Origin of the sequence: Actinomycetospora sp., assembly GCF_036497245.1 — a bacterium.
Classification (GTDB): domain Bacteria; phylum Actinomycetota; class Actinomycetes; order Mycobacteriales; family Pseudonocardiaceae; genus Actinomycetospora.
Window position 1 is genome coordinate 15,486 of the sequence record NZ_DASXJS010000013.1, and the last position, 22,359, is coordinate 37,844.

Below are 22,359 nucleotides of genomic sequence, written 5' to 3' on the forward strand. Positions count from 1 at the left end.
TCACATGACACTGCTGAACGACCCCCCGGGCGGGCTGATCACCGGCACCGGCTCCCGGCTGGTGGCCGAGGAGCCCGAGCGCTTCCGTGTGCACCGCGACGCCATGACCTCGCCGGACATCCTCTCCGACGAACAAGCAAAGATCTTCAACCACAACTGGCTCTACGTCGGCCACGAGTCGGAGGTCGCGAACCCGGGCGACTACGTCCGGCGGCGGGTCGGTGGCAGGCCCCTGTTCATGGTGCGCGGCGCCAAGAGCAAGAACATCAACGTCTTCCACAACTCGTGCACCCACCGCGGCGCGGTCGTGTGCCGACAGGATCAGGGCAACGCGAAGGTCTTCCAGTGCTTCTACCACGCCTGGACCTTCGACTCGGAGGGCAAGCTCTCCGGCGTTCCCGACCGTGACGCCTACGGCGGGAATCTCGACTGGGAGGCCCTGCGCCTCAAGCAGGTCGCCCGGGTGGAGTCCTACCGCGGGTTCGTCTTCTGCTGCTACGACCCCGACGTCGTCGGGCTCGAGGAGTACCTCGCCGGTGCGAAGGACTACCTCGACCTGATCATCGATGCGGCCCCGGCCGACATGGAGATCGTCCGCGGCACCAACGAGTACGGCATGGAGGCGAACTGGAAGCTGCTGGTCGAGAACTCGATCGACGGCTACCACGCGGTGTCGACCCACGACACGTACTTCAAGTACCTGGTCGCGCTTGGCACCGACCTCTCGGTGGGGGTCAAGGGCACCGCGCACGACCTCGGCAACGGGCACGCCGTCCTGGAGTACGAGGCGCCGTGGGGCCGCCCGGTGGCCAAGTGGGAGCCGCTGTTCGGCGAGGACGCCAAGGAGTCGATCCAGGGGCAGCGGCAGACCCTCGTCGACCGGTTCGGTGAGGAGCGCGCCCACCGTATGGCCGACCTCAACCGGAACATGCTGATCTACCCGAACCTGGTCGTGAACGACATCATGGCGCTGACCGTGCGGACGTTCATGCCGACCGCGCCGAACCGCATGGAGATCACCGCGTGGGAGATGGCCCCGCGCGAGGAGCAGGCCGACGTCCGGCAGCGACGGCTCGACAGCTTCCTGACCTTCCTCGGCCCGGGCGGGTTCGCCACCCCCGACGACATCGAGGCGCTGGAGTCGTGCCAGCAGGGCTTCGCCAGCGGCGGCGTCGAGTGGAACGACATCTCCCGCGGTATGACGCGGGAGCCCGAGGCCAACGACGAGGCCCAGATGCGGGCGTTCTGGCGACGCTGGCGCGACGACATGGACCGCGACGACCTCCGGGTCATGCCGTGAGCGCCCCCGCCGACGGGGCCACCCGCACGGTGACCCGCGCCGAGGTGGAGGACCTGCTCTTCCTCGAGGCCGAGCTGCTCGACACCTGGGAGCTCGACACCTGGCTGACCCTCTACACCGAGGACAGCCACTACGTCGTCCCCGCCACCGACACCCACGACGGCGACCCCTCCACCGACCTGGTGCTGATCGACGACAACCGCCTGCGGATGACGCTGCGGGTGGAGCGCCTGAACAGCCGCAAGGCCCACCGCGAATACCCGCACTCGAACCTGCGGCACCTGGTGGGCAACGTCCGCGTCGGAGCCGCCGAGGGCCCGTCGGACGATCCCGAGTTCCCGGTGCGGGCGAACTTCATCGTCTGGCGGGCGCGCAACGGCAAGGACGTGAGCTTCGTCGGGAGCTACGAGTACCGGCTCGTCGAGCGCGACGGGCAGCTCCGTATCCGCTCCAAGCGGGTCATGCTTGACATGACCAGCCTCCGGCCCGCCAACGACGTCGCGATCATCCTGTGATGCCGGAGCCGGAGCCGGGGGCCCTCGAGGGCCGGGTCGCGGTGGTCACCGGCGGGGCGACCGGCATCGGCCGCGCGATCAGCACCCGACTCTCCGCCGACGGCGCGGCCGTGCTCGTCGCCGGGCTCGACAAGGCCGAGGTCGACGACGCCGTCGTCGCCCTGGGCCCCGCCTCCGAGGGCTTCGTGGGCGACCTCGCCCAGCCCGGGGTCGCCGAGGACCTGCACGCCACCGCCACGCGGGTGTTCGGCGCCGTCGACGTGCTGGTCAACAACGCAGGCGGCGGCGTCATCCGGCCGACGCTGGAGCACACCGAGGAGACCCTGCAGGCCACGATCACCAACAACCTCTGGACGACCCTGCGCTGTTGTCTGGCGTTCCTGCCGGCGATGCGTGACCGCCGCTACGGGCGGATCGTCAACATCGGAGCGGAGTCTGTGCGCAACGGCCTGACCGACCACGCGGTCTACAACGCGGCGAAGGGCGGCGTGCATGCGCTGGCCTCCGGGCTGGCGCGCGAGTTCGCGACCGACGGCATCACGGTCAACGTCGTCGCCCCGTCCTACGTCCGCACCGACGCCCTCGACGCCGCGATCGCCGCCGGCCGGGCACCCGCCCGGCTGGGGACCGTGGTCGACGACGCCGTGTCCTGGATTCCGATGGGCCGCGCAGGCGAGGTCGACGAGGTCGCCGCCGCGGTGGCGTGGCTCGCCCGCGAGGACTCCCGGTTCGTGACCGGGCAGGTCCTCGGCGTCAACGGCGGAAGCAGCATGCAGTGATCGCCGGGCCCGACGGTCACGACGTCACCCGGCTCTAGGAGGAAGACGATGGCGGAGATCCTCGGCCTGGGCATGACCCACTACCCGCTGCTGGCCGGCCGCGACGAGAACATGGCCGGTCTGCTGCGCGGCACCCTGCGCGACCCGGACATCCCCGCAGAGGAGAAGGACCCGTCGCGGTGGCCGGCCGGCATGCAGGCCGAATGGGGCGACGACGAAGGACGCGCCGCGGCCCCGGGCCACCGTGCGGACCTGGTGGAGCACCTCGACCGCTGCCGGAAGGCCGTCGACGATTTCGCTCCCGACGCGATCGTCGTCTGGGGCGACGACCAGTACGAGAACTTCCGCGAGGAGGTCGTTCCGCCGTTCTGCGTCCTGGCCTACGACGACATCGACGTGCACCCGTTCGAGGTGATGAACGAGTTCGGCAACCCGAACGCCTGGGGCCTGGCCGACGACATGACGTTCACGCTGCACGGCAACCGCTCGTGGTCGCGCACGCTGACCGACCGGCTCATCGGCAGCGGATTCGACATGGCGTACTCCTACCGCAAGCGCGAGGGGGCGCACTTCCCGCACGCCATCGCCAACACCCAGCTGTTCCTGGACTACCACCACGCCGGCCGCGAGTTCGACGTGCCGATCATCCCGATCACGGTGAACTGCTACGGCAGGCACGCGATCGCCCGCCGTGGCGGACTCGCGAAGTTCGCCGAGATCTGGCAGGAGGAGACCGACCCGTCGGGCCCCTCGCCCGCGCGCTGCATGGAGCTCGGGCGCGGTGTGGCGCGGGCGCTGGCCGCCGACGACCGTCGCTATGTGTTCGTGGCGTCGTCGAGCTGGTCGCACGCGTTCCTCACCGACAAGCTGTGGCACATCCGGCCCGACACCGCGGCCGACATGGAGCTCTACGACGCCTTCATCGCCGGGGACTACGAGCGCTGGCGCCGTACGACCGGCACGGACGTCGTCGACGCGGGCCAGCACGAGATGCTGAACTGGTTCTGCCTGCTCGGGGCGATGGAGGAGCTCGGCGCGCCGCTGAACTGGTCGACGATGGTGACCACGGACGTCTTCAACTCCAACAAGTGCTTCGCGCTGTTCGACCCGGTCTCGACCGACGCCGCGCACCGGTCCACGGCCACCGGGACCACGCCGGCGGTGTCGGCGTGACCGCGCCGACGATCGGGAGCCGGGAAGCGATCCGGCACGCCGCGGAGCGCATCGATCACGCGACCCGCACCGCGACGCCCTGCCTGCCGGTGCGCGACCTGATCGGCAGCACCGACGTGGACGCCGCCTACGCGGTCCAGTCCCTGCTTCGCGACGGGGCCACCGCCTCCGGACGCCGCGTGGTCGGCCACAAGATCGGGCTGACCGCGCCCGCGGTACAGCGCCAGCTCGGCGTCGACCGCCCCGACTTCGGCGTCCTGTACGAGGACATGTCCTACGGATCGGGCGACACGATCCCCCTCGACCGGTTACTGCAGCCCAAGATCGAGGCCGAGGTGGCCTTCGAGCTCGGGGCCGACCTCGACGGGTCCGTCGACCTCGACACCGTGCGCGCCGCGGTCCGCCGGGTCCTGCCTGCACTGGAGATCGTCGACTCCCGCATCGCCGGGTGGGACATCACCTTCGGCGACACGGTGGCCGACAACGCCTCGTCCGGCCTGTACGTGCTCGGCGAGAACACCGCCGGTACCCACGACCCGGTCGTGCTCGATCTCCCCGCGCTGTCCATGTCCCTGACGAAGGACGGTGGGCAGGCGTCCGAGGGCACGGGCGCCGACTGCCTCGGTGACCCCCTGGCGGCCCTGCACTGGCTGGCCGTCGAGGCCCACCGCCACGGCGACCCGCTCCGTGCCGGGCAGATCGTGCTGTCCGGCGCGCTCGGCCCGATGGTGCCGGTCGGACCCGGGGCCACGGTGGACGCCGAGATCCGCGGCCTGGGATCGGTCTCCTGCACGTTCAGCAGAGGGGAGGACGCATGAGCACCAAGGTGGCGATCATCGGCTCGGGCAACATCGGCACCGACCTGATGATCAAGATCAAGCGGCTCTCGAAGCATCTCGAGGTCGTCGCCCTCGTCGGGATCGACCCCGGGTCCGACGGGCTGGCCCGCGCCCGGCGGCTCGGTGTCGCCGCGGTCGACACCGGCGTCGAGGGGCTCACCGCACTCGACGGGTTCGACGAGATCGAGATCGTGTTCGACGCGACGTCGGCGAAGGCCCACCGGGCGAACGCCGAGGTCCTGGGGCCGCGCGGCAAGCGGCTCGTGGACCTCACGCCCGCCGCGATCGGGCCCTACGTCGTGCCGGCGGTCAACCTCGAGAGCCTCGTCGACGCCGACGCCCCGAACGTCAACATGGTGACCTGCGGCGGGCAGGCGACCATCCCGATCGTCGCCGCGATCTCGTCGGTCGCCCCCGTCCCCTACGGCGAGATCGTCGCGTCGATCGCCTCGAAGTCGGCGGGGCCCGGGACCCGGGCCAACATCGACGAGTTCACCGAGACCACCTCGGCCGCCATCGAGCGCGTCGGCGGGGCGGCCCGGGGCAAGGCGATCATCGTCCTCAATCCCGCCGAACCGCCGCTGATCATGCGGGACACGGTGCTGTGCCTGGTCGACGCCGCCGACCTCGACCACGAGACCTTCGCCGCCCAGGTCACCGCGGCCGTCGAGGCCATGGTCAAGAAGGTGGCCGAGTACGTGCCGGGCTACCGCCTCAAGCAGGCGGTCCAGGTCCGTCCCCTCGACCCCGACGAGTCCGTGGACACCCTCCTGCCGGAGGCCGCGTCGCGGCCCTCCCACCAGGTGTCGGTCTTCCTCGAGGTCGAGGGCGCCGCGCACTACCTCCCGGCCTACGCCGGGAACCTCGACATCATGACCTCCGCCGCGCTCCGGGTCGGCGAGGAGATCGCCGCCGCCGGGACGGGAGACACCCGATGACCGACCGCCTCTACATCCAGGACGTCACGCTGCGCGACGGCATGCACGCGATCCGGCACCGGATGGCTCCGGACGCCGTCGCGCGCATCACCACCGCCCTCGCCGCCGCCGGGGTCGACGCGATCGAGGTCTCCCACGGCGACGGGCTGGCGGGGGCGTCGCTGACCTACGGCCCCGGGTCGAACACCGACTGGGAGTGGATCACCGCGGCGGCCGAGGCCCTCGATGCGGCCGAGAACTCGCCGGTGCTCACGACGCTGCTGCTGCCGGGTATCGGCACCATCGCCGAGCTCCGGCGCGCGCACGAGCTCGGGGTGCGCTCGGTGCGGGTGGCCACGCACTGCACCGAGGCCGACGTCGCCGCCCAGCACATCGAGACGGCGCGCGGGCTGGGCATGGACGTCTCGGGCTTCCTCATGATGTCCCACATGACGTCGGCCTCCGACCTCGCGAAGCAGGCGTCGCTCATGGAGTCCTACGGCGCGCACTGCGTCTACATCACCGACTCCGGCGGCCGCCTGACCATGGGCGACGTCCGCGACCGCGTGCGGGCCTACCGCGACGTGCTCGACGCGCGCACCGAGATCGGCGTCCACGCCCACGAGAACCTGTCGCTGTCGGTGGCCAATTCGGTGACCGCCGTCGAGGAGGGCGTCATCCGGGTCGACGCGTCCCTGGCGGGTCAGGGCGCCGGGGCAGGCAACACGCCGATCGAGGCGTTCGTCGCGGTCGCCGACTGCCTGGGCTGGGATCACGGCTGCGACCTGTTCGCCCTGCAGGACGCCGCCGACGACCTCGTCCGACCGCTGCAGGACCGCCCGGTGCGGGTCGATCGCGAGACCCTGACCCTCGGCTACGCCGGGGTCTACGGCAGCTTCCTGCGCCACGCCGAGCGCACCGCGGCCTACTACGAGCTCGACACCCGCGAGCTACTGGTCGAGGTCGGCCGGCGTGGTCTGGTCGGCGGCCAGGAAGACATGATCGCCGACGTCGCCCTCGACCTCCTGGCGGCCCGGACCGGCTGATCGACCGGGTCCGCCGCAGCCGACCGCCGCAGCGAGGCCGTCGGTGCCGAACCCGCTCGATCCCCACACCTCGGAGAAGGAGCCCTCGGTGCCCTATCGCGTCGTCATGATCGGCGCGGGCCCGGCGAACGGCCACCGTCCGACCCCGGCCCGGCAGGGCGACGGTCAGGCCCGGCAACGGTGATCAGGTGGCCGGCAGCGCTCATCCGCGCCGTCGTCCCCGAGGCCGGGGGGCACGCGACGGGGCGGTGGTGGTCCCGGCCCATGCCCCGGCCCGTGCGCCGAGCCGCGGCCGCAGCGATCATCACCCAGGCGGGCCTGCTCGACGATCTCGAGGGCACCGCCCGGCGCCGGCGTTCCGCACTCCTGGCCGCGCTCTACGACGACGGGATGACGATCTTTGAGCTGCGTCAGGCGGTCGAGGATCGCCGGCTCGTGACCGCCGCGCTGCACCGGGCCCTGGAGCCCGAACGGCCCCGACACACCCTGAACGACATCGCCGATCGCACCTCCGTCGACGTGGCGCGGATCGCCCGGTGGTTCCGGGCCTTCGAACGCCCGGTCACCGACGACCCCGAGGCCCGGATCTACAGTGACGAGGACCTGGATGTCGCCCGGCGGTTGGACGATTACCACCGGCTCGGTCTCACCGAGCAGGAGATCCTCCCTGTCGCCCGGGCCGTCGGCCGCGGTCTGACCGGAATGGCCGACGCGATCGCCGACATCCTCGGCTCGCGTTTCCTCGTGGAGGAGCCCGATCCCGGTGAGGCGCTGGACTACGGGATCGAGATCCGGCGGATCGCCCAGCGCGACGGGCTGCACCTGGCCCATCTCCTGTCGCGGAGCCTGGCCGAGAGAATCGGCTCGCATGTCGTGGCGGCGGCGGACGCCACGTCGGGAGCCCGGGCGGGCATGCGGACGGTGGCCGTCGGGTTCGCCGACATCGTGGGGTTCACCGCGCTCGGAGAGCAGCTGAGCGCGACCGAGCTGTGCGACCTGGCCGACCACCTCGCCGCCAGTACCCACGAGGTCCTGACGCCTCCGGTCCGGCTGAGCAAGACCATCGGGGACGCCGTCATGCTGGTCTCTCCCGACCCGAACGCCCTGGTCGGAGTCTGTCTCGCCCTCGCCCGGGTCTGGCACTCGAGTGCTGAGCCCTCCCGGCCGGCGCTCCGGATCGGCCTGGCGTGGGGGACCGCGATCCCCCACGGCGGAGACTGGTTCGGTTCTCCCGTCAACCTCGCGAGCCGGATCACCGCGGCCGCGCGACCCGGCACCATCCTGGCGGACGACGATCTACGGGACGCGTGCTCGCCCGGCGACGGCGGCGCGGCGGTGTGGACCCCCGCGTTCAGACGCCGCCTGAAGGGCTTCCCGCAACGTCGTCAGCTCCACCGGGTTGACCGGAAGCCTGTCGGCTAGAGGACTTCGTGCACGTACAGCGTGAGGTCGCCGCCGAGCGACACCTTCTCGGTGCACCGCGTCCGGACCGTGGGGTGCCCATCGAGATAGGGCTCGACGAGGTTGCGAGCGGTGGCCGGCGGCGATCTGTGACTCCAGCGAGGCCAGACGATAGATGTCCTTCAGCATCTCGCCGAGCGTCAGAGTCCACGCCGCATTCGTCTCGGCCGGGCTCCCGCGGATACTTGAACTCGAGCGCGACACCGGGAGGGTCGCCGATGACCAGGTCCACGGCGCTCCGATTGAGCGTCGAGTGCCGCCATTCGGGCTACAGACGTCCCGCGGGCACGCCACTGTCGACCAGAGCCCGCACCGTGGAGAAGCGGACGACGTCCTGGGTCAGGAGACGGTCCAGGCCACCCTGACGAAATCCGGTCAACTCGGTCGCTACGGCAGCCCACACCTCCGGCCACTCGACCTGGCTCTCGTCCCGCACGGCGTCGATCGACGCGGGTGCGGGTGCACAGACAGGGGTCTCCCGACGTCGGAAGAGCTTCACCGTCCCACCGCCATGGTTCCTCCTGTGGTCGTCGCGTCCGACGTTCCTTCGGGGAGTGCCGGCCCCCCCCGGTTACAGGACCCGCGCCCGTACCCCCGGCGGGCTCGCCTCCGCGGTCCCGCCGCGTGTCGGGTGAGCACGATGCGTAGCAGTACCGAAGGTTGCGCACGCCATCATTCGTTCTCGTTGTCGGAGATGCCGTAGGCCGAATCGGGCAAACAGTCAATCGAGGCCGGGCGTGGTGGAAGAATAAAGGCAGGCCATCGAGGCCACCACACATCTCGGCCGGAAAAGGATCCACCATGTCTTCCCCGTCGCTCGCCCAGCGAGCTGACACCGCCAATTCGGAGACCCACGTCACTTCTGAGGTCCTCGCAGTTCCCGAGCAGCGGATCGATTCGTCCCCGCAGCCGGAAGTCCTCGTGATCAGTGTCCGCGCCGACGAGCGCGGAGCGTCCGAGGCAGTGCGGTGGGCGGAGCAGGTCGGGGGAGCGGGCGCGAAGGCCGTCGTCGCCAGCGACGCACAACTCGAGAAGCAGGTCGACGCCGCGCAGCGGGTCCTCGTGCTCGACCCCGGAGCGATCGCCGCGTGGCGTGGCTTCGGTGCGAGGGCGACGTCGCGGGAGCGGCTGGCGCTGGTGGCACGTCTCGCCGACCGCTTCGATCACGTCACCTGGGCCTCCAGCCGGCCCAAGGCCGCGCAGTGGGTCCGGAGCGCCCAGGAGTAGCGCCTCCGCTACCCGGGACGACCTCCGGCTCCCCTCCCGGACACTGCACGCGTGGTTCCGGGACGAGCCGCAGGGTGGAGGCGGCAGCCGCGTCCGAGACCATCGAGTCGAGGGTCGAGCGGCCGTAGCGTCCGTACTTCGCGCGATACGAGGCGTCGACGTCCGCGCGCAGCTCTGCCGGACCGGCGCCGACGTCCTCGACAGCCACGTCGGTCTCCACACCGGGGACGCTGATGCGTGCTCGACGTGTCCGCAGGGCACCGCCGAACCAGCCGGTCTCCCGTCGGCGCCAGGTGCGCACGTACACCGTCCCGCCGGCGCGGACGACCCAGATGGGCAACGGTCGACGCGGGGAGCCGTCCTCGCGCCGGACGGCGATCCGCAGCTCGTCGGCCGTGTCGATCCGGTCCAGCTGCTCCGTGGTCCACGCGCTGATCATCATTGCACGGTAGGACCTCAACTGCTGTCAAGGTCAACCGTGAGGCGGCGACGACCGGGCAGAGGCACCGTGGTGGACGCGGCGTGATCGGCGAGTCCCTCCCGTGATCGGCCTGCTCCCGCGGGACGGCTGCGGCAGACTTTCCGGGTGGGCAGCGGCAACCTCGGTGGCGTCCGTCGTCGCCGGCGTATGTCGCTGCACAGCGCCGGGTCGGCGGTCCTGATCGTGTTCGGTGAGCTCGCTCCCGCCGCCGCGGTGTCGACGGCGACGCTGGTGGACGCGCTGACGACCGTCGGTCACGAGCCGCACGCGGCCCGCCAGGCCCTGGTGCGCGGCCGCCGCGCGGGATGGCTGGAGGTCGACCACGGCGCCCGTACCGCGCGGTGGTCGCTCAGCGACGAGGGACGACGGGTGGTCGACGACGGAATCCGTCGGGTCGAGGCGCTGGCCACCGAGTCGACCGAGTGGGACCGGCGGTGGCTGGTTCTCCTCGTCTCGGTCCCGCAGCCGCTGCGCTCCGTGCGCCCGCGGCTCTACCGGGCGTTGTGCTGGGCGGGATTCGGCTCGCCGGCCCCGGGGGTGTGGGTCTCGCCGCGCCCCGACCACGAGGCCGCGGCGGGCCGGGCCGTGGACCGTTTGGGTCTCGGCGCGACCACGATGTCGTTCGTGGGGTCCGCGGCCGGGGTCGGCCTCTCGGACGAGGAGATCGTCGAGCGGGCGTGGTCGCTGGACGAGGTGGACCGACGGTACGGGGCGCTCGTGGCCGATTTCGCCGCGCGCAGCCCCGCCGACGGCCCGGCCGCCCTGCGCGATCTGCTCGCGCTCGACCAGGAGCTGCAGGCCCTGCCTGCGGTCGATCCCCAGCTGCCCGCCTCGCTCACCGGCCCGCGCTCCGCCCGGGAATCGGCCGCCGAATTGCTGGCCGTCCGTCAGGCGTGGCGGAGCCCCGCTCTCGCCTACTGGCGGGCGCTCGACCACGCGGACGGGACCTGAGCTCCCTCAGGAGCCCGTGTAGCGCGGCTCGCGACGCTCGCGGAAGGCGGCCCGTCCCTCGGCCCAGTCGTCCGTGGTGACCAGCGTCTGCTGCAGGCCCGCCTCGAGCTCCATCTGGTCGGCGAGAGACCGCCGCGACCAGGCTCGGATGGCCGCCTTGGTGGCGGCGTACGCGCGCGTCGGCCCCGTCGCGAGCCGCTCGGCGAGGTCGCCTGCCGTCCCGGCGACCTCCGCCGTCGGCCGCACCCGGCTGACCAGGCCGAGACGCTGACACTCGGCCGCCTCGATCGGATCGGCGAGCAGCATCAGCTCGGTCGCCCGGGCCGGCCCGACCAGCTCGGCGAGCAGCCCCGTCGCCGCGACGTCGGGCATCAGGCCGATCCGCGTGAACCTGAACTGCAGGTAGGTGTCCTCGGCCATCACGGCGATGTCGGCGGCCAGGGCGAGGCAGGCGCCGGCGCCGATGGCCGGACCGTGTACGGCGGCCACCACCGGCTGCGGCAGGTCGAGCAACGCGAGGAAGGCCGGGTGGAATCGTCGGCGCAGCACCGACCGCAGGTCGTCCCGCCCGTCCCCGGTGGTCGGGAAGCCGGCCACGAGATCGGCGCCGGCGCAGAAGACCGTGCCGGCTCCCGTGAGGACCACGGCCCTGACGTCGGGGCGGGCCGCGAGGTCGGAGAACGCCGCGGCCATCCCGTCGCCGAGGGTGTCGTCCCACGCGTTGCGGGCGCCGGGCCGGTTCAGCTCGACACGGGCGACGCCCGACTCTGTGACATCAACGTTGACCACGTCATTCGTCATGTCTAGCGTCCTACCATCGCTGCCGACGCGGTGACAGCTCTCACCGAGGATCCGTGCGAGTGGCGAATGGAATGCGCGCGGAGGTGGCCATGGGTCTCGACGTCGAGACGTTGCACGGTCGGCGGGCGACCGACCCGGTCCACCGGATGGTGGTCGGCGACGTCCTGGAACGGCTCACGTGGAGCCGTCCCGATCACGAGGCGATCGTCGGGTGGAGCGGGGCGTACGCCGACCCGGCGTTCGCCCGGCTGACCTACCGCGAGACGGACCGGCTCGCGAACCGGGTGGCGCACGCGCTGCTCGCCGCGGGCCTGCGGCGCAGCGACCGGGTCCTGCTCTACTGCGAGAACTCGGTCGAGGCGGTGCTGGTCATGATCGGCATCGCGAAGGCCGGGCTCGTCTGCGTGCCGGTGAACCCGCTCCTCGCCCCGGACGTGCTGTCCTCGGCGATCGCGCACGTGGAGCCGTCGTTCGCGATCGTCGACGCCGAGATGTGGCCCACGGGGCAGGCGGCGTTCGGGCGCGCCGGGCTCGCGCCTGCGGTGACCATCACTCTCGGCGGCGGGCCGGTACCGGGCACGGTGTCGTTCTCCGACTGGGTCGCCGACCGTCCCGACACCGCGCCGGAGCCCGAGGTGGCGCTGCACGCGGACGACATCTGGATCATGTTGTTCACCTCGGGCACGACGGCCCTGCCCAAGGCCGCCATGTGCAGTCACACCTACTCCTACATGGCGGCGTTCTCCTTCGTCGGGCCGCTCACCCGCGGCGTGCGGCACGACCACGACATGCGCCTCGCGACCTTCCTGCCGATCGTCTACCACTGCGGGCACAACGCGGGCGTGCTGCCTGCGTTCTTCACCGGCGGCACCGTCGTGCTCGGCAGGCGGTTCGAGCCCACCCAGGTGTGCGCGGCGATCACCCAGGAGCGGGTCACCGCGCTGTGGGCGGGCGCGCCGCGGTTCCTCGAGCTGATGGTGGGCGCCGCCGAGGCGGACCCGGCCGTCGACCTCGGCAGCCTGAAGCTCGGGATGTTCGCGTGGGGCGCGATGCACGGCGACGTGGCCCGGCGGCTCCGCGCGCTGTGCGGTGAGGAGCTCCAGCTGCTCGAGGTCTTCGGCCAGAGCGAGGCGATGTCCTGCTTCCGCTTCTGGCTCGATGAGCACCCCGAGAAGGTCGAGGCCTCCGGGGGCGTCGTCAACCACGTCGGGGTCCCGAACCCCGTCCTCGCGGCCGACATCCAGACCGCCGACGGCGAGAGCCTCCTCGGCGTCGTCGGGGTGCCGGGCGAGGCGGTCTACCGGTCGCCGGTGGTCGCGGCCGGGTACTACCGCAACGCCGAGGCCACGGCCGAGACGTTCCGCGACGGGTGGTTCCGCTCCGGGGACAGCTGCCAGTACGAGCCCGACGGCCAGCAGATCCTCGTCGACCGCTACAAGGACGTCATCAAGACCGGCGGCGAGAACGTCGCCAGCGTGCGGGTCGAGGCGGTGCTCGACCAGCACCCCGACGTCGCCCGGTCCGCGGTCATCGGCGTGCCCGATCCGCACTGGGGCGAGATGGTCGTCGCCGTCGTGATCCCGGCCGAGGGTCGCGCCCCCGACCGGTCCGAGCTCATCGCCTTCTGCCGTGCCCGGCTCGCCGGCTACGAGACCCCCAAGCGGATCGAGTTCGTCGACGCCTTCCCGGAGACCGTCGGCGCGAAGATCCTCAAGTACAAGCTCCGCGAGCGGTTCGCGACTCCCGCCGCCGACGCGGGGCACTGAGGGACGCCGGGTGGACTACGCCCTCACCGCCGAGCAGGAGGCCTTCCGCGCCGCGCTGCGACGGTTCGCGACCGACCGGTTGGCTCCGCACTACCGGGCGGACGACCTCAGCGGTGACATGGCGCCGACGATCCGCGCGGACATGGCGGGGATGGGCCTGCTCGGGCTGCGCCTGCCGTCGCGCTTCGGCGGGCAGGACGCCGAGGCGGAGACAGTCGGCGTAGCCGTCGAGGAGCTGTCCCGGGCCAACATCAACGCGGCCTACCTCGTGCTGTCCACCGCGCTGGTCGGCGACATCCTGCTCGCGGCCGCCACCCCGGGCCAGCAGGAGGCGTGGCTGCCCGGCATCGCGGACGGCTCCACCCTGCCCGCGCTCGCGCTGACCGAGCCGGGGCACGGGTCGGACGCCGCGGCGATCGACCTGGTCGCCCGACCCGACGGCGACGGCTGGACCCTGCACGGCGAGAAGACGTCGATCTCGCTGGCGCACCTCGCCGACACCGTCGTGGTGTTCGCACGGACCGGCGGCCCCGGAGCCCGCGGGGTGAGCGCGTTCCACCTGCCCCTGACCCGGCCGGGCCTGGCGATCACCCGCCTCGGCGACGTCGCCAACCGGGCGGCGGGGCGCTGCTCGCTGTACTTCGACGGCGTACGGGTCGGTCGCGACGAGATCGTCGGCCCGGAGAACGGGGCCTTCGGAGCGCTGATGCGGGGGTTCGAGTACTCCCGGGCGATCATCGGGCTGATGGCCCTCGGCGTGGCCGGCGCCGCTCTCGACGACGCCCTCGAGTACGCGAGGACCCGGGAGACGTTCGGGGCCCCGATCGGGACCCGCCAGGGCGTGGCCTTCCCCCTCGTCGAGTACGCGACCCAGGTCGCCGGGGCTCGGCACCTCTGCTTCGAGGCGTTGTGGCGCAAGGACCGCGGACTCGACCACACCACCCAGGCGAACATGGTCAAGTGGTGGGCCCCCAAGCTCGCGGTGGAGACCGTCCACCAGTGCCTGCTGACGTTCGGCCACGCCGCCTGGTCCGACGACAACCCGCAGGCGCAGCGGCTGCGGGACGCGATGGGGTTCGAGATCGCCGACGGCACCGCCCAGATCGCCAAGCTCGTCGTGGCCCGGGCGCTCCTCGGACGCGCCTGCGCGCCCTGACCCCGCCATTCGGTCGAGTGGTGGGCCCGGCGCCGTGACGCCGTGTCCGCTGGACCGCTCCGTCGGGCCCGGCGCTCCTATGCTTCGGACGTGGGAGCGGGGGAGCGGAACGGCGGCGTCAGCCTCGCCGATCTGCTCGGCACGTTCTCGCTGGCCACCGATCTCGGCCTGGGTCAGCCGATGGAGCACGTGCTGCGCTCGTGGTGGATCGCCGGCCGGATCGGCGAGCACATGGGTCTCGGTGAGGCCGAGCGCGCGGATCTCTACTACACCGCCGTCCTGGCCTGGGTGGGGTGCGTGGCCGACACCCCGGAGGTCGCGAGCTGGTTCGGCGACGACATCGCCTTCCGGGCCGACAGCTTCGGGGTGGACTTCTCCGGGCTCCCCGCGATGGCGTTCATGGTCCAGCACGCCGGTGCGGGGAGCTCCCCGTGGCACCGGCTCCGCCTGGCGACCACCCTCGTGGCCACCGGCGGACGAGGCGTCGAGCGCGGACTCGCGTCGCATTGCGTGTCCACCTCGACGATGGCCGAGCGGCTCGGACTCAGTGCGCGGGTGGGCGACGGGCTGCGTCAGTTCTTCTCCCGGTGGGACGGCACGGGCGTGCCCGACGGCGTGGGTGGTGACCGGATCGCGCGCTCGATGCGGCTCTTCCACCTGGCCGACGTGGTCGAGGTGTTCCACCGCACGGCGGGTGTCGAGGCGGCCGTCGACGTGGCCCGGGTCCGTCGGGGGACCAAGTTCGACCCGGTGATCGTCGACGTCTTCTGCGCGGCCGCTCCGGAGGTGCTGGCCGACCTCACCGACGACCTCGATCTCCTCGCGGTGGTCGCCGGCGACCCCGTCCTGCAGCAGCCTCTCGTGGGCCGGGGCCTGGACGACGCCCTGGAGGTCGTGGCCGACTTCACCGATCTCCGCTCGTCCTACCGCGCCGGGCATTCGCGCGGCGTCGCCCGGCTGGCCGGCCGGGCCGCCGACGCGGCGGGTCTCCCCGCCGGCGACGTGGAGGCCGTGCGGCGCGCCGGGCTGCTGCACGACGTCGGCCTGCACGGCGTCCCCGCGTCGATCCTGGACAAGCCCGGACCGCTGACCGCGACGGAGAGCGAGCGCCTCCGCGCCAACTCGTACTACACCGAGCGGATGCTCGCCCGCCCTCCGGCGCTGGCCCGGTTGGCCGAGATCGCGAGCCTGTCCCACGAGCGCCTCGACGGTTCCGGGTACCACCGGGGCCTGACCGGTGCGGCGCTGCCGGCGACGGCGCGCATCCTGGCCGCCGCCGACGCCTTCCACGCCATGACCGAGCCCCGCCCGCACCGGCCCGCTCTCTCCAGCAGGGAGGCCACCGCGGCGCTGCGGCACGACGTGCGGGCCGGACGGCTCGCCCCGGACGCGGTGGACGCGGTGCTCACGGCCGCGGGCGCCGCCCGCCCGCGTCGGCGCACCGGACCGGCGGGACTCACGCCGCGTGAGGTCGAGGTGCTCGTCCTGATCGCGCGCGGCGCGTCGACCCGGCAGGTCGCGCGACGCCTGGGCATCGCACCGAAGACCGCGGGCACCCACATCGAGCGCATCTACGGCAAGACCGGGGTCTCGACCCGGTCCGGCGCCGCGCTCGCCGCTGTCGCGCACGGCCTCCTCGACACCCTCGGGCCGCTCGATCCGTAGGGAGAACTCCGGACGACGCGGCCCGCGGGAGTTCCTACCGTTCTGACCAGCGACGACGACGTTCCTTCACGGTGTCCTTCCCGACCCGGCGTCGTCGGTCCGCAGGAGGAAGACGATGACGAACAAGGCCGTGATCAGCCTGACGACCGGCTTGGAGGACCCGGAGAAGGTGACCGTCGCGTTCCTCGTGGCCGTCGGCGCCGCGGAGACCGGACGCCCCACGCTGATGTTCCTCACCAAGGAGGCGGTCCGGCTGGGTCTCGACGGCACCGCCGTCGGTGTCGCCTGCGACGGGTGCCCACCGCTGGCCGAGCTGGTGAAGCGATACCAGGCCGCCGGTGGTGAGTACTTCGTCTGCCCGATCTGTTTCCACGCCAAGCACCTCGATGAGCAGGCGCTGATCGCGGGTGCGGCGGTGAAGGGCACCGTGCCGATGTGGGAGTGGATCGGGGACGAGGGCGCCACGACCTTCAGCTACTGACCACCTCGGCGGCCGGTCGGGGCGCGATGTTCTGGTTGAGCCGGAAGACGTTGTCGGGGTCCCAGGTCGACTTCAGCGCGGCGAGGCGACCGTGGTTCGTGCCGTAGGCGGCGCGGGTGCGGTCCGGGCCCTCGGCGCCGAGGTTGTTGGCGTAGACGGCGTCCGCGAGGTGTGGCGCGAGGGCGTCGTAGGCGCGGCGGCCCCACGCGATGTTGCGGTCGTCGTGACCCGGGCCGTCCCACTGCCCGAGCAGCAGCAGGTCGTACTGCGGGACGCGGTGGGGGAAGGCGGTCGCCGCCGCCGGCATCCGGGCGGCGGCGCCGCGCAGGCCCTGGAGCCCGATCCCGCTGGCCGCGGAGGGCATGTTCGGCACGTGGTCGAGGAGGGCCCCGACGGCGTCGTCGGTGAGCTCACGCAGGTAACCCGACTTCCAGTAGTGCCGCCGGCCACGGGGGTACCCGGCGTCGGGTGCGCTCTGCCAGGTGGCGAGGGGCATCAGGGTCACGGAGTCGGCCGTGGGCTGCGCGACGGAGCGCAGCGGGGCCAGGGCCCGCTCGCCCTCGGCGGGGTCGCCGCACCAGCAGACGCCGATCGAGATCACCGGCCCGGCGTGCGGGTCGCGGGAGAGCGACACGGCCGTGGTGAGCTCGTCGGGTGCCGAGCCGACCAGCTCGTCGTGGAATCGCAGGACGGACCGGGCCGACGACCACGGCCAGGACAGGCCACCTGCGAGGACCGGACCGACCCGGTGCAGCCGATAGGTGAACGCGGTGACGACGCCGAAGTTGCCCCCGCCTCCGCGCAGGCCCCAGAGCAGGTCCTGATGGTGGTCGGCGTCGACGTGCCGGACCTGGCCGTCAGCGGTGACGATCTCGGCGGCGAGCAGGTTGTCGCAGGTCAGTCCGTACCGTCCGGCGAGCCACCCGAGCCCGCCCCCGAGGGTGAGCCCCGCGATCCCCGTCCCCGACATGACCCCGAGCGGGGTGGCCAGGCCTGCCTGCTGGGTCGCCCGGTCGAGGTCACCGAGCAGGCACCCGGGTCCGGCCACCGCGGTGCGCTCCGTCGGGTCGACGCGCACGGCCGTCATCAGGGAGAGGTCCAGCATCACGCCGCCGTCGCAGACTGCGCTGCCGGCGACGTTGTGCCCGCCCCCGCGGACGGAGAGCGCGAGACCGCGCTCCCGCGCGAGCGCGATGCCGCGGGCGACGTCGTCGGCGCTGCGGCAGCGGACGATGGCCGCGGGCCGTCGGTCGATCATGGCGTTGAACACCGACCGTGCGGTGTCGTAGCCGGGATCGCCGGCCCGCAGGACGTCGGCGGGGAAGTCGGTGGGCAGCTCGAGGCTCGTGGTCGTGGTCATGCCGCAGGAGCCTCGACCGGTCGGCTAATCGGCCGCTAACTCATGCTCGTGGCCTGGGGAGAGGGCGGCCAGGGCCTCGAGGGTCGAGGCCATGCCTGTCCGGTGGTCGATGCGCCGATGAATCCGGAGGGCCTCCTCGAGGTAGGCCCGGGCGCGCTCGGCGTCTCCGCGCGTGACGGCGATCCGGCCCTGGAGCGCGAGCGCCGACGCCTCACCCTCCCGGTACCCGACGAGCCGGTAGTGGGTGAGGGCGGTGTCCACGAGCCGGCCTGCCTCCGCCGGGGCACCCCATCGGTGCTCCACGGAGGCCAGGACGTCGTGGGCGAGCCCGAGCGCGAGGTCCTCGGTGACCTCGGCGGCGTGGGCCGCCGCGCGGAGGGCGAGAGCGCGCGCCGCGTCGGGCTCGGCGCGGTCGCGGTGCAGCCGGGCGAGCTGCGCCTCCGCCATCGACGCCCGCCACACATCCCCGCCCGCCAGGGACGCCGCGACGGCGTCCTCGTAGCGCTGCTGGGCGCGATCGAAGCGGCCGCGGGCCCAGTCGACCGTGGCGCGCAGCGCCTGCGCGTCGCCCTCCCAGCGTCGGTCCCCGGACCGGACGGCCAGGAGGTGCTGCTCGGCGGCGGCGGCCTCGGTGTCGTCGAACTCGCCCCGACCCAGGTGCAGCAACGAGCTGGCGGAGAGCAGGGCCATGCGCTCGGGCCGTTCCGGTGCGAGCACCGCCAGCCCGGCCGTGAGCCAGCGCAGCCCCTCGCCGCGCGATCCGCGGACGTCCCAGTAATGCCAGAGGTCGCCGGCGAGCCCGACCAGGACCTCGGCGTGGCCGGAGGGACCGGCCGCCCACTCCAGGGCGGCACGGAAGTTGTCCCGCTCCGTGTGCAGCCCGTCGAGCCGGCGCCCCGCCCCGCGTCGGTGCAGGTGGGGGGCCGCGTGGCGCGCGAGGGCCAGATAGTGGTGGGCGTGACGGCGCCGCAACGCGGCGAGTTCATCGTCCGTCAGCTGGGTGCGGGCGAACTCGCGGGTGGACTCCAGCATCCGGTAGCGCCACCGCTCGTCGGAGGACTCCTCGAGCTGGATCAGGCTCGTCTCCACCAGCTCACCCATCACGTGCGTCGGGTCGTCGCCCGGGTCGGACGTGACGGCGCGGACCGCCTCCGCGTCGAAGCCCGCGGGGAACACCCCGAGGCGCCGGAAGAGCTGGGCCTCCCGGTCGTCGAGCAGGTCCCGGCTCCAGGCGATCGTGGCCGCCAGGCTGCCGTGCCGGGAGGGCGCGGGGTGTCGGGCCGACGGCGCCAGCAGCCGGAACCGGTCGTGCAGAGCGGCCGAGAGCGCGTGCGGTGACATCGACGACGCGCGGGCCGCGGCGAGCTCGATGGCCAGGGGCAGACCGTCGAGACGACGGCAGATGTCGGCGATCGTCGGTTCGTTCTCCGCCGTGAGCGCGAAGCCCGGGCGCACCGCGGCGGCGCGGTCGGCGAAGAGCCGCACCGCGGCGTACCGCCCGCCCCGGCCCGACGGGATCTCCGGGGACGGCACGGGGAGCGGGTCGAGGAGGTGGAGCCGCTCGCCGGGAATCGCCATCCGCTCGCGGCTGGTCGCCAGGACCCGGAGGAGGGGGTGGGCGTCCAGGACCTCGCGGACGAACCCCGCGCACCGGTCGAGGACGTGCTCCGCGTTGTCCAGGACCAGCAGGACGGCCTCGTCGGTGAGACCGGCCGCGACCGCGGCGGCGAGGCGCGCGCCGCTGACCCGGATCCCGACCGCGTCGGCGACCGTGTCGTCGAATCCGGCGCCCGAGGACGCGCGCGCGAGGTCGACGAACACGCTCGCCGTCCGACCTCGGCGTCCGACCTCCACGGCGAGCCGCGTCTTGCCCGACCCGCCGGGACCGGTCACGGTCACCAGCCGGTGCTCGCCCAGGAGCGCACCGAGCCGGGCGAGGTCGTCGTCCCGGCCGACGAAGGAGCTGACCGGGGTCGGCAGGGCCTGCGGCCGCCGTGGAGGCTCCGGCCGCGGCGTGTCGTCGCCGCGGCGGATGGCGGACCCGATCTCCCGCAGGGCCGGCGACGGCTCCACGCCCAGGGCGTCGGCGAGGACCACGCGGACGCGCTCGAAGACCCGCAGCGCATCGCCGGCCCGGTCGATGCGCCGGAGAGCCACCATCAGACTCCCGGCCGCTCGCTCGCGAGCCGGATCGGCCGCGACGACGGGTTCCAGGATGCTCACGGCGCGACCGGGATCGCCGCACGCGAGCTCGGCCTCCGCGAGCAGTTCGGCGCCCTGGACCCGGAGCTCCTCGAGGCGGGTCGCCTCGTCCTGCGCGAACGGTTGCCCGATCCCGTCGTAGGCCGGTCCCCGCCACAGCGCGAGTGCCTCTCGGAGGAGCTGGGCGGCGCGGGCAGGCGACGACCCCGCGATCGGCCGCGCCTCGGCCAGCAACCGCTCGAACTCCGCGGCGTCGAGGACCACGTCGGGTGCCACCGCGTACCGGCCACCGCACAGCGGGAGGAAGCGGCCGGGCTCCGTTCCCCGGCCCGGATCGGCCATCGTCCGCAGCCGACGGACCGCCCCGTGGACCATCGTGGCGGCGCTCGCCGGGGCCTGCTCGCCCCACACGGCGGTGACCAGATCCTCGACCGACCGAGGACGCGCGGGGTCGACGAGCACGGCCGCGAGCACCTCGGCGGTGCGGCGGCCCCCGACCGGGTACGACCGGGCGCCCCGGACGAGGACGAGCTCTCCGAGCACGCCGCAGCGCAGTGGCGCATCGACCGGCTCGCGGGCCCTCACGAGGCCAGGATCGCCCCCGCCCGACGGCGAGGCCAGCCTCACCGGAGGGAGAAGCGATGAAGCGGTTGTGCGGGGAGCGGTACCCGTACCCTCCGTCGTCGTGGCGAAAGCGGGGACGAAGAAGGTCTCGCGCGCCGACCGGGAGGAACAGATCCTCGGCCTGGCGCTCGAGGAGTTCGGCCAGCGGGGCCACGCCCACGTCTCGGTCGCGGAGATCGCCCACCGCGCCGACATCTCGAAGCCGCTGATCTACAGCTACTTCGGTTCCCGGGACGGTCTCGCCTCGGCCTGCGTGCGTCGGGCCGGGGACCTGCTCGTGCGGGGCGTCGCCGCCGCCCGGGTCGACGCCCAGGCCGGCAGGCAGGCGCTGGACACCTTCGCGGCGATCTTCGCCGTCCTGGACGGCTGCCGGCACGCCTGGTCGGTGCTCTACGACCCGACGATCCCGCGCGGGAGCGAGCTCCACGGGCTCGCCCGCGGGTACCGGGCCGAACTGGCCGCGATGGGTGCCGCGGGAACCGCCGACGTCCTGCGCCGGGCCGGCAACGCCGATCCGCTCGACCACGATCTGCTCAGTCGGGTCTGGCAGCACTCGGTCAACGCGGTCGTGAGCTGGTGGCTCGAGCACCCCGAGCTGGACGCCGAGGCGATGGAGGCGCGGTGTGCCCGTGTCCTCGTCGCGATGGGCAACCCGATCTGAGGCGTCGCCCTGGGATCGCTTGACCCGGGGAAATGACTCTGCGGTAACTTACCCGAGAGTCACGATGGGAGCGCGCCATGCCGTCCTCGGTCTGGGACCAGATCAACACGCCGCTGCTCTACGCCCTGCCGTTCTTCGTGCTGTTCATCCTCGTCGAGGTGGCGGCCGTCCGGCACGCCGCGCGCGAGGACCTGCGCGGCTACGAGGCCCGGGACGCGCGCACGAGCATCACCATGGGCGCCGGCTCGCTGGTCTTCTCGACGGTGCTCAAGACGGTGTCCCTCGTGGTCTACGTCTTCCTGTGGACCTACCTCGCGCCGTGGCACGTCCCTGCGGACACCTGGTGGAGCTGGCTGCTGCTGATCGTGGCCGTCGACCTGGCGTGGTACGTCACGCACCGGTTCTCACACCGCGTCCGCTTCGCCTGGGCCGGCCACCAGGCGCACCATTCCAGCGAGTACTTCAACCTGAGCACCGCGGTGCGACAGAAGTGGAACCCCTGGGTGGAGGGCCTCTTCTGGCTGCCGCTGCCCCTGCTCGGATTCACCCCGTGGACGATCTACATCGCGTTCTCGGTGAATCTCGTGTACCAGTTCTTCATCCACACCGAGACCGTCGACCGGCTGCCCCGTCCGGTCGAGTTCGTCATGAACACCCCGTCGCACCACCGCGTGCACCACGGCAGCGACCCCGAGTACCTGGACCGCAACTACGGCGGCATCCTCATCGTCTGGGACCGGCTCTTCGGCACCTTCGTCGAGGAACGGCAGCGACCGCGGTACGGGCTGACCACGCCGGTGGAGACCTACAACGTCTTCCGGCTGCAGTACGGTGAGTACGCGACCATGATCGCCGACGTCCGTGCGGCCCGCGGGGTGCGCGCCAAGCTCGGTCACGTCTTCGGCCCGCCAGGGTGGCGGCCCGAGGGGGCCCCACGCGTGCCGCAGGGCTGAC

Annotated in this window: 21 protein-coding genes; 17 read left to right on the forward strand and 4 right to left on the reverse strand. The window is 72.7% G+C overall.

Annotated features, from left to right (window positions below):
* Positions 1 to 4: 4 nt before the first annotated feature.
* From VGI02_RS02090 to VGI02_RS02135, 10 genes are all read left to right on the forward strand, one after another.
* Positions 5 to 1,300 (forward strand): aromatic ring-hydroxylating oxygenase subunit alpha, encoded by a 1,296-nt coding sequence (locus tag VGI02_RS02090; RefSeq protein WP_331625579.1) that lies wholly within the window; start codon positions 5 to 7, stop codon positions 1,298 to 1,300.
* Complete coding sequence (locus VGI02_RS02095; protein ID WP_331625580.1) at positions 1,297 to 1,815, forward strand: aromatic-ring-hydroxylating dioxygenase subunit beta; 519 nt, start codon at positions 1,297 to 1,299, stop codon at positions 1,813 to 1,815. The genes VGI02_RS02090 and VGI02_RS02095 overlap by 4 nt, the downstream gene beginning before the upstream one ends.
* Entirely contained in the window at positions 1,815 to 2,594 is a 780-nt protein-coding gene (locus VGI02_RS02100) for an SDR family NAD(P)-dependent oxidoreductase (RefSeq protein WP_331625581.1), read from the forward strand. The genes VGI02_RS02095 and VGI02_RS02100 overlap by 1 nt, the downstream gene beginning before the upstream one ends.
* A 48-nt stretch (positions 2,595 to 2,642) precedes the next feature.
* Complete coding sequence (locus tag VGI02_RS02105; RefSeq protein WP_331625582.1) at positions 2,643 to 3,767, forward strand: DODA-type extradiol aromatic ring-opening family dioxygenase; 1,125 nt, start codon at positions 2,643 to 2,645, stop codon at positions 3,765 to 3,767.
* Positions 3,764 to 4,585 (forward strand): 2-keto-4-pentenoate hydratase, encoded by an 822-nt coding sequence (locus VGI02_RS02110; RefSeq protein ID WP_331625583.1) that lies wholly within the window; start codon positions 3,764 to 3,766, stop codon positions 4,583 to 4,585. Before VGI02_RS02105 ends, VGI02_RS02110 begins: the two co-directional genes overlap by 4 nt.
* A complete protein-coding gene (locus VGI02_RS02115; RefSeq protein ID WP_331625584.1) occupies positions 4,582 to 5,544 on the forward strand; it encodes an acetaldehyde dehydrogenase (acetylating) in 963 nt (320 codons plus the stop codon). Before VGI02_RS02110 ends, VGI02_RS02115 begins: the two co-directional genes overlap by 4 nt.
* Positions 5,541 to 6,569: a 4-hydroxy-2-oxovalerate aldolase gene (dmpG, locus tag VGI02_RS02120; RefSeq protein WP_331625585.1), complete on the forward strand. Its 1,029-nt coding sequence runs from the start codon at positions 5,541 to 5,543 to the stop codon at positions 6,567 to 6,569. Before VGI02_RS02115 ends, dmpG begins: the two co-directional genes overlap by 4 nt.
* Positions 6,570 to 6,612: 43 nt before the next feature.
* Entirely contained in the window at positions 6,613 to 6,753 is a 141-nt protein-coding gene (locus VGI02_RS02125; protein WP_331625587.1) for a hypothetical protein, read from the forward strand.
* Between the two features lie 80 nt (positions 6,754 to 6,833).
* The gene (locus tag VGI02_RS02130; RefSeq protein WP_331625588.1) at positions 6,834 to 7,991 is read left to right on the forward strand and encodes an adenylate/guanylate cyclase domain-containing protein; all 1,158 of its coding nucleotides are present in this window, start codon (positions 6,834 to 6,836) and stop codon (positions 7,989 to 7,991) included.
* A gap of 960 nt (positions 7,992 to 8,951) precedes the next feature.
* On the forward strand, positions 8,952 to 9,257 hold the full coding sequence (locus tag VGI02_RS02135) for a hypothetical protein (protein WP_331625589.1): 306 nt from the start codon (positions 8,952 to 8,954) through the stop codon (positions 9,255 to 9,257).
* Here the strand turns inward: VGI02_RS02135 and VGI02_RS02140 are convergent.
* Positions 9,199 to 9,699, reverse strand: a complete 501-nt coding sequence (locus tag VGI02_RS02140) for a DUF2255 family protein (RefSeq protein WP_331625590.1) — start codon at positions 9,697 to 9,699, stop codon at positions 9,199 to 9,201. The two genes, VGI02_RS02135 and VGI02_RS02140, sit on opposite strands and share 59 nt — an antisense overlap.
* 144 nt (positions 9,700 to 9,843) lie before the next feature.
* Here VGI02_RS02140 and VGI02_RS02145 point away from each other — a divergent pair, with 144 nt between their 5' ends.
* Positions 9,844 to 10,689, forward strand: coding sequence for a PaaX family transcriptional regulator (locus VGI02_RS02145; protein WP_331625591.1), 846 nt, complete (start codon positions 9,844 to 9,846; stop codon positions 10,687 to 10,689).
* A 6-nt stretch (positions 10,690 to 10,695) separates the two neighbouring features.
* Here VGI02_RS02145 and VGI02_RS02150 read toward each other — a convergent pair whose 3' ends face one another.
* Entirely contained in the window at positions 10,696 to 11,490 is a 795-nt protein-coding gene (locus tag VGI02_RS02150) for an enoyl-CoA hydratase/isomerase family protein (RefSeq protein ID WP_331625592.1), read from the reverse strand.
* A gap of 59 nt (positions 11,491 to 11,549) precedes the next feature.
* On the opposite strand from VGI02_RS02150, the gene VGI02_RS02155 reads away from it, so the two are divergent.
* The 4 genes from VGI02_RS02155 to VGI02_RS02170 all read left to right on the forward strand — a co-directional run bounded on the left by VGI02_RS02155 (position 11,550) and on the right by VGI02_RS02170 (position 16,558).
* Positions 11,550 to 13,256: a class I adenylate-forming enzyme family protein gene (locus tag VGI02_RS02155; RefSeq protein WP_331625593.1), complete on the forward strand. Its 1,707-nt coding sequence runs from the start codon at positions 11,550 to 11,552 to the stop codon at positions 13,254 to 13,256.
* Positions 13,257 to 13,266: 10 nt separating this feature from the next.
* Positions 13,267 to 14,412: an acyl-CoA dehydrogenase family protein gene (locus VGI02_RS02160; RefSeq protein WP_331625594.1), complete on the forward strand. Its 1,146-nt coding sequence runs from the start codon at positions 13,267 to 13,269 to the stop codon at positions 14,410 to 14,412.
* Between the two features lie 90 nt (positions 14,413 to 14,502).
* Positions 14,503 to 16,077 carry an HD domain-containing phosphohydrolase gene (locus tag VGI02_RS02165; RefSeq protein WP_331625595.1) on the forward strand — a complete coding sequence of 525 codons (1,575 nt, stop codon included), beginning with the start codon at positions 14,503 to 14,505 and terminating at the stop codon, positions 16,075 to 16,077.
* 115 nt (positions 16,078 to 16,192) lie between these two features.
* Positions 16,193 to 16,558, forward strand: a complete 366-nt coding sequence (locus VGI02_RS02170) for a DsrE family protein (protein WP_331625596.1) — start codon at positions 16,193 to 16,195, stop codon at positions 16,556 to 16,558.
* Here VGI02_RS02170 and VGI02_RS02175 read toward each other — a convergent pair.
* The gene (locus VGI02_RS02175; RefSeq protein WP_331625598.1) at positions 16,548 to 17,918 is read right to left on the reverse strand and encodes an FAD-binding oxidoreductase; all 1,371 of its coding nucleotides are present in this window, start codon (positions 17,916 to 17,918) and stop codon (positions 16,548 to 16,550) included. The genes VGI02_RS02170 and VGI02_RS02175 overlap by 11 nt on opposite strands.
* 24 nt (positions 17,919 to 17,942) lie before the next feature.
* Positions 17,943 to 20,705: an ATP-binding protein gene (locus VGI02_RS02180; RefSeq protein WP_331625599.1), complete on the reverse strand. Its 2,763-nt coding sequence runs from the start codon at positions 20,703 to 20,705 to the stop codon at positions 17,943 to 17,945.
* A 100-nt stretch (positions 20,706 to 20,805) separates the two neighbouring features.
* Between VGI02_RS02180 and VGI02_RS02185 the strand changes: the two genes are divergently transcribed.
* Together VGI02_RS02185 and VGI02_RS02190 are read left to right on the forward strand one after the other, a co-directional pair.
* Positions 20,806 to 21,405, forward strand: a complete 600-nt coding sequence (locus tag VGI02_RS02185; protein WP_331625600.1) for a TetR/AcrR family transcriptional regulator — start codon at positions 20,806 to 20,808, stop codon at positions 21,403 to 21,405.
* A gap of 77 nt (positions 21,406 to 21,482) precedes the next feature.
* Positions 21,483 to 22,358 carry a sterol desaturase family protein gene (locus tag VGI02_RS02190; protein WP_331625601.1) on the forward strand — a complete coding sequence of 292 codons (876 nt, stop codon included), beginning with the start codon at positions 21,483 to 21,485 and terminating at the stop codon, positions 22,356 to 22,358.
* The last annotated feature ends 1 nt before the right edge of the window (position 22,359 follow it).

Coding starts and splice junctions, on each gene's coding strand:
- VGI02_RS02090 (WP_331625579.1), top strand. CDS start 5: ATGACACTGCTGAACGACCCCCCGGGCGGGCTGATCACCGGCACCGGC.
- VGI02_RS02100 (WP_331625581.1), top strand. CDS start 1,815: ATGCCGGAGCCGGAGCCGGGGGCCCTCGAGGGCCGGGTCGCGGTGGTC.
- VGI02_RS02105 (WP_331625582.1), top strand. CDS start 2,643: ATGGCGGAGATCCTCGGCCTGGGCATGACCCACTACCCGCTGCTGGCC.
- VGI02_RS02115 (WP_331625584.1), top strand. CDS start 4,582: ATGAGCACCAAGGTGGCGATCATCGGCTCGGGCAACATCGGCACCGAC.
- dmpG (WP_331625585.1), top strand. CDS start 5,541: ATGACCGACCGCCTCTACATCCAGGACGTCACGCTGCGCGACGGCATG.
- VGI02_RS02130 (WP_331625588.1), top strand. CDS start 6,834: ATGCCCCGGCCCGTGCGCCGAGCCGCGGCCGCAGCGATCATCACCCAG.
- VGI02_RS02140 (WP_331625590.1), bottom strand. CDS start 9,699: ATGATGATCAGCGCGTGGACCACGGAGCAGCTGGACCGGATCGACACG.
- VGI02_RS02150 (WP_331625592.1), bottom strand. CDS start 11,490: ATGACGAATGACGTGGTCAACGTTGATGTCACAGAGTCGGGCGTCGCC.
- VGI02_RS02170 (WP_331625596.1), top strand. CDS start 16,193: ATGACGAACAAGGCCGTGATCAGCCTGACGACCGGCTTGGAGGACCCG.
- VGI02_RS02175 (WP_331625598.1), bottom strand. CDS start 17,918: ATGACCACGACCACGAGCCTCGAGCTGCCCACCGACTTCCCCGCCGAC.
- VGI02_RS02190 (WP_331625601.1), top strand. CDS start 21,483: ATGCCGTCCTCGGTCTGGGACCAGATCAACACGCCGCTGCTCTACGCC.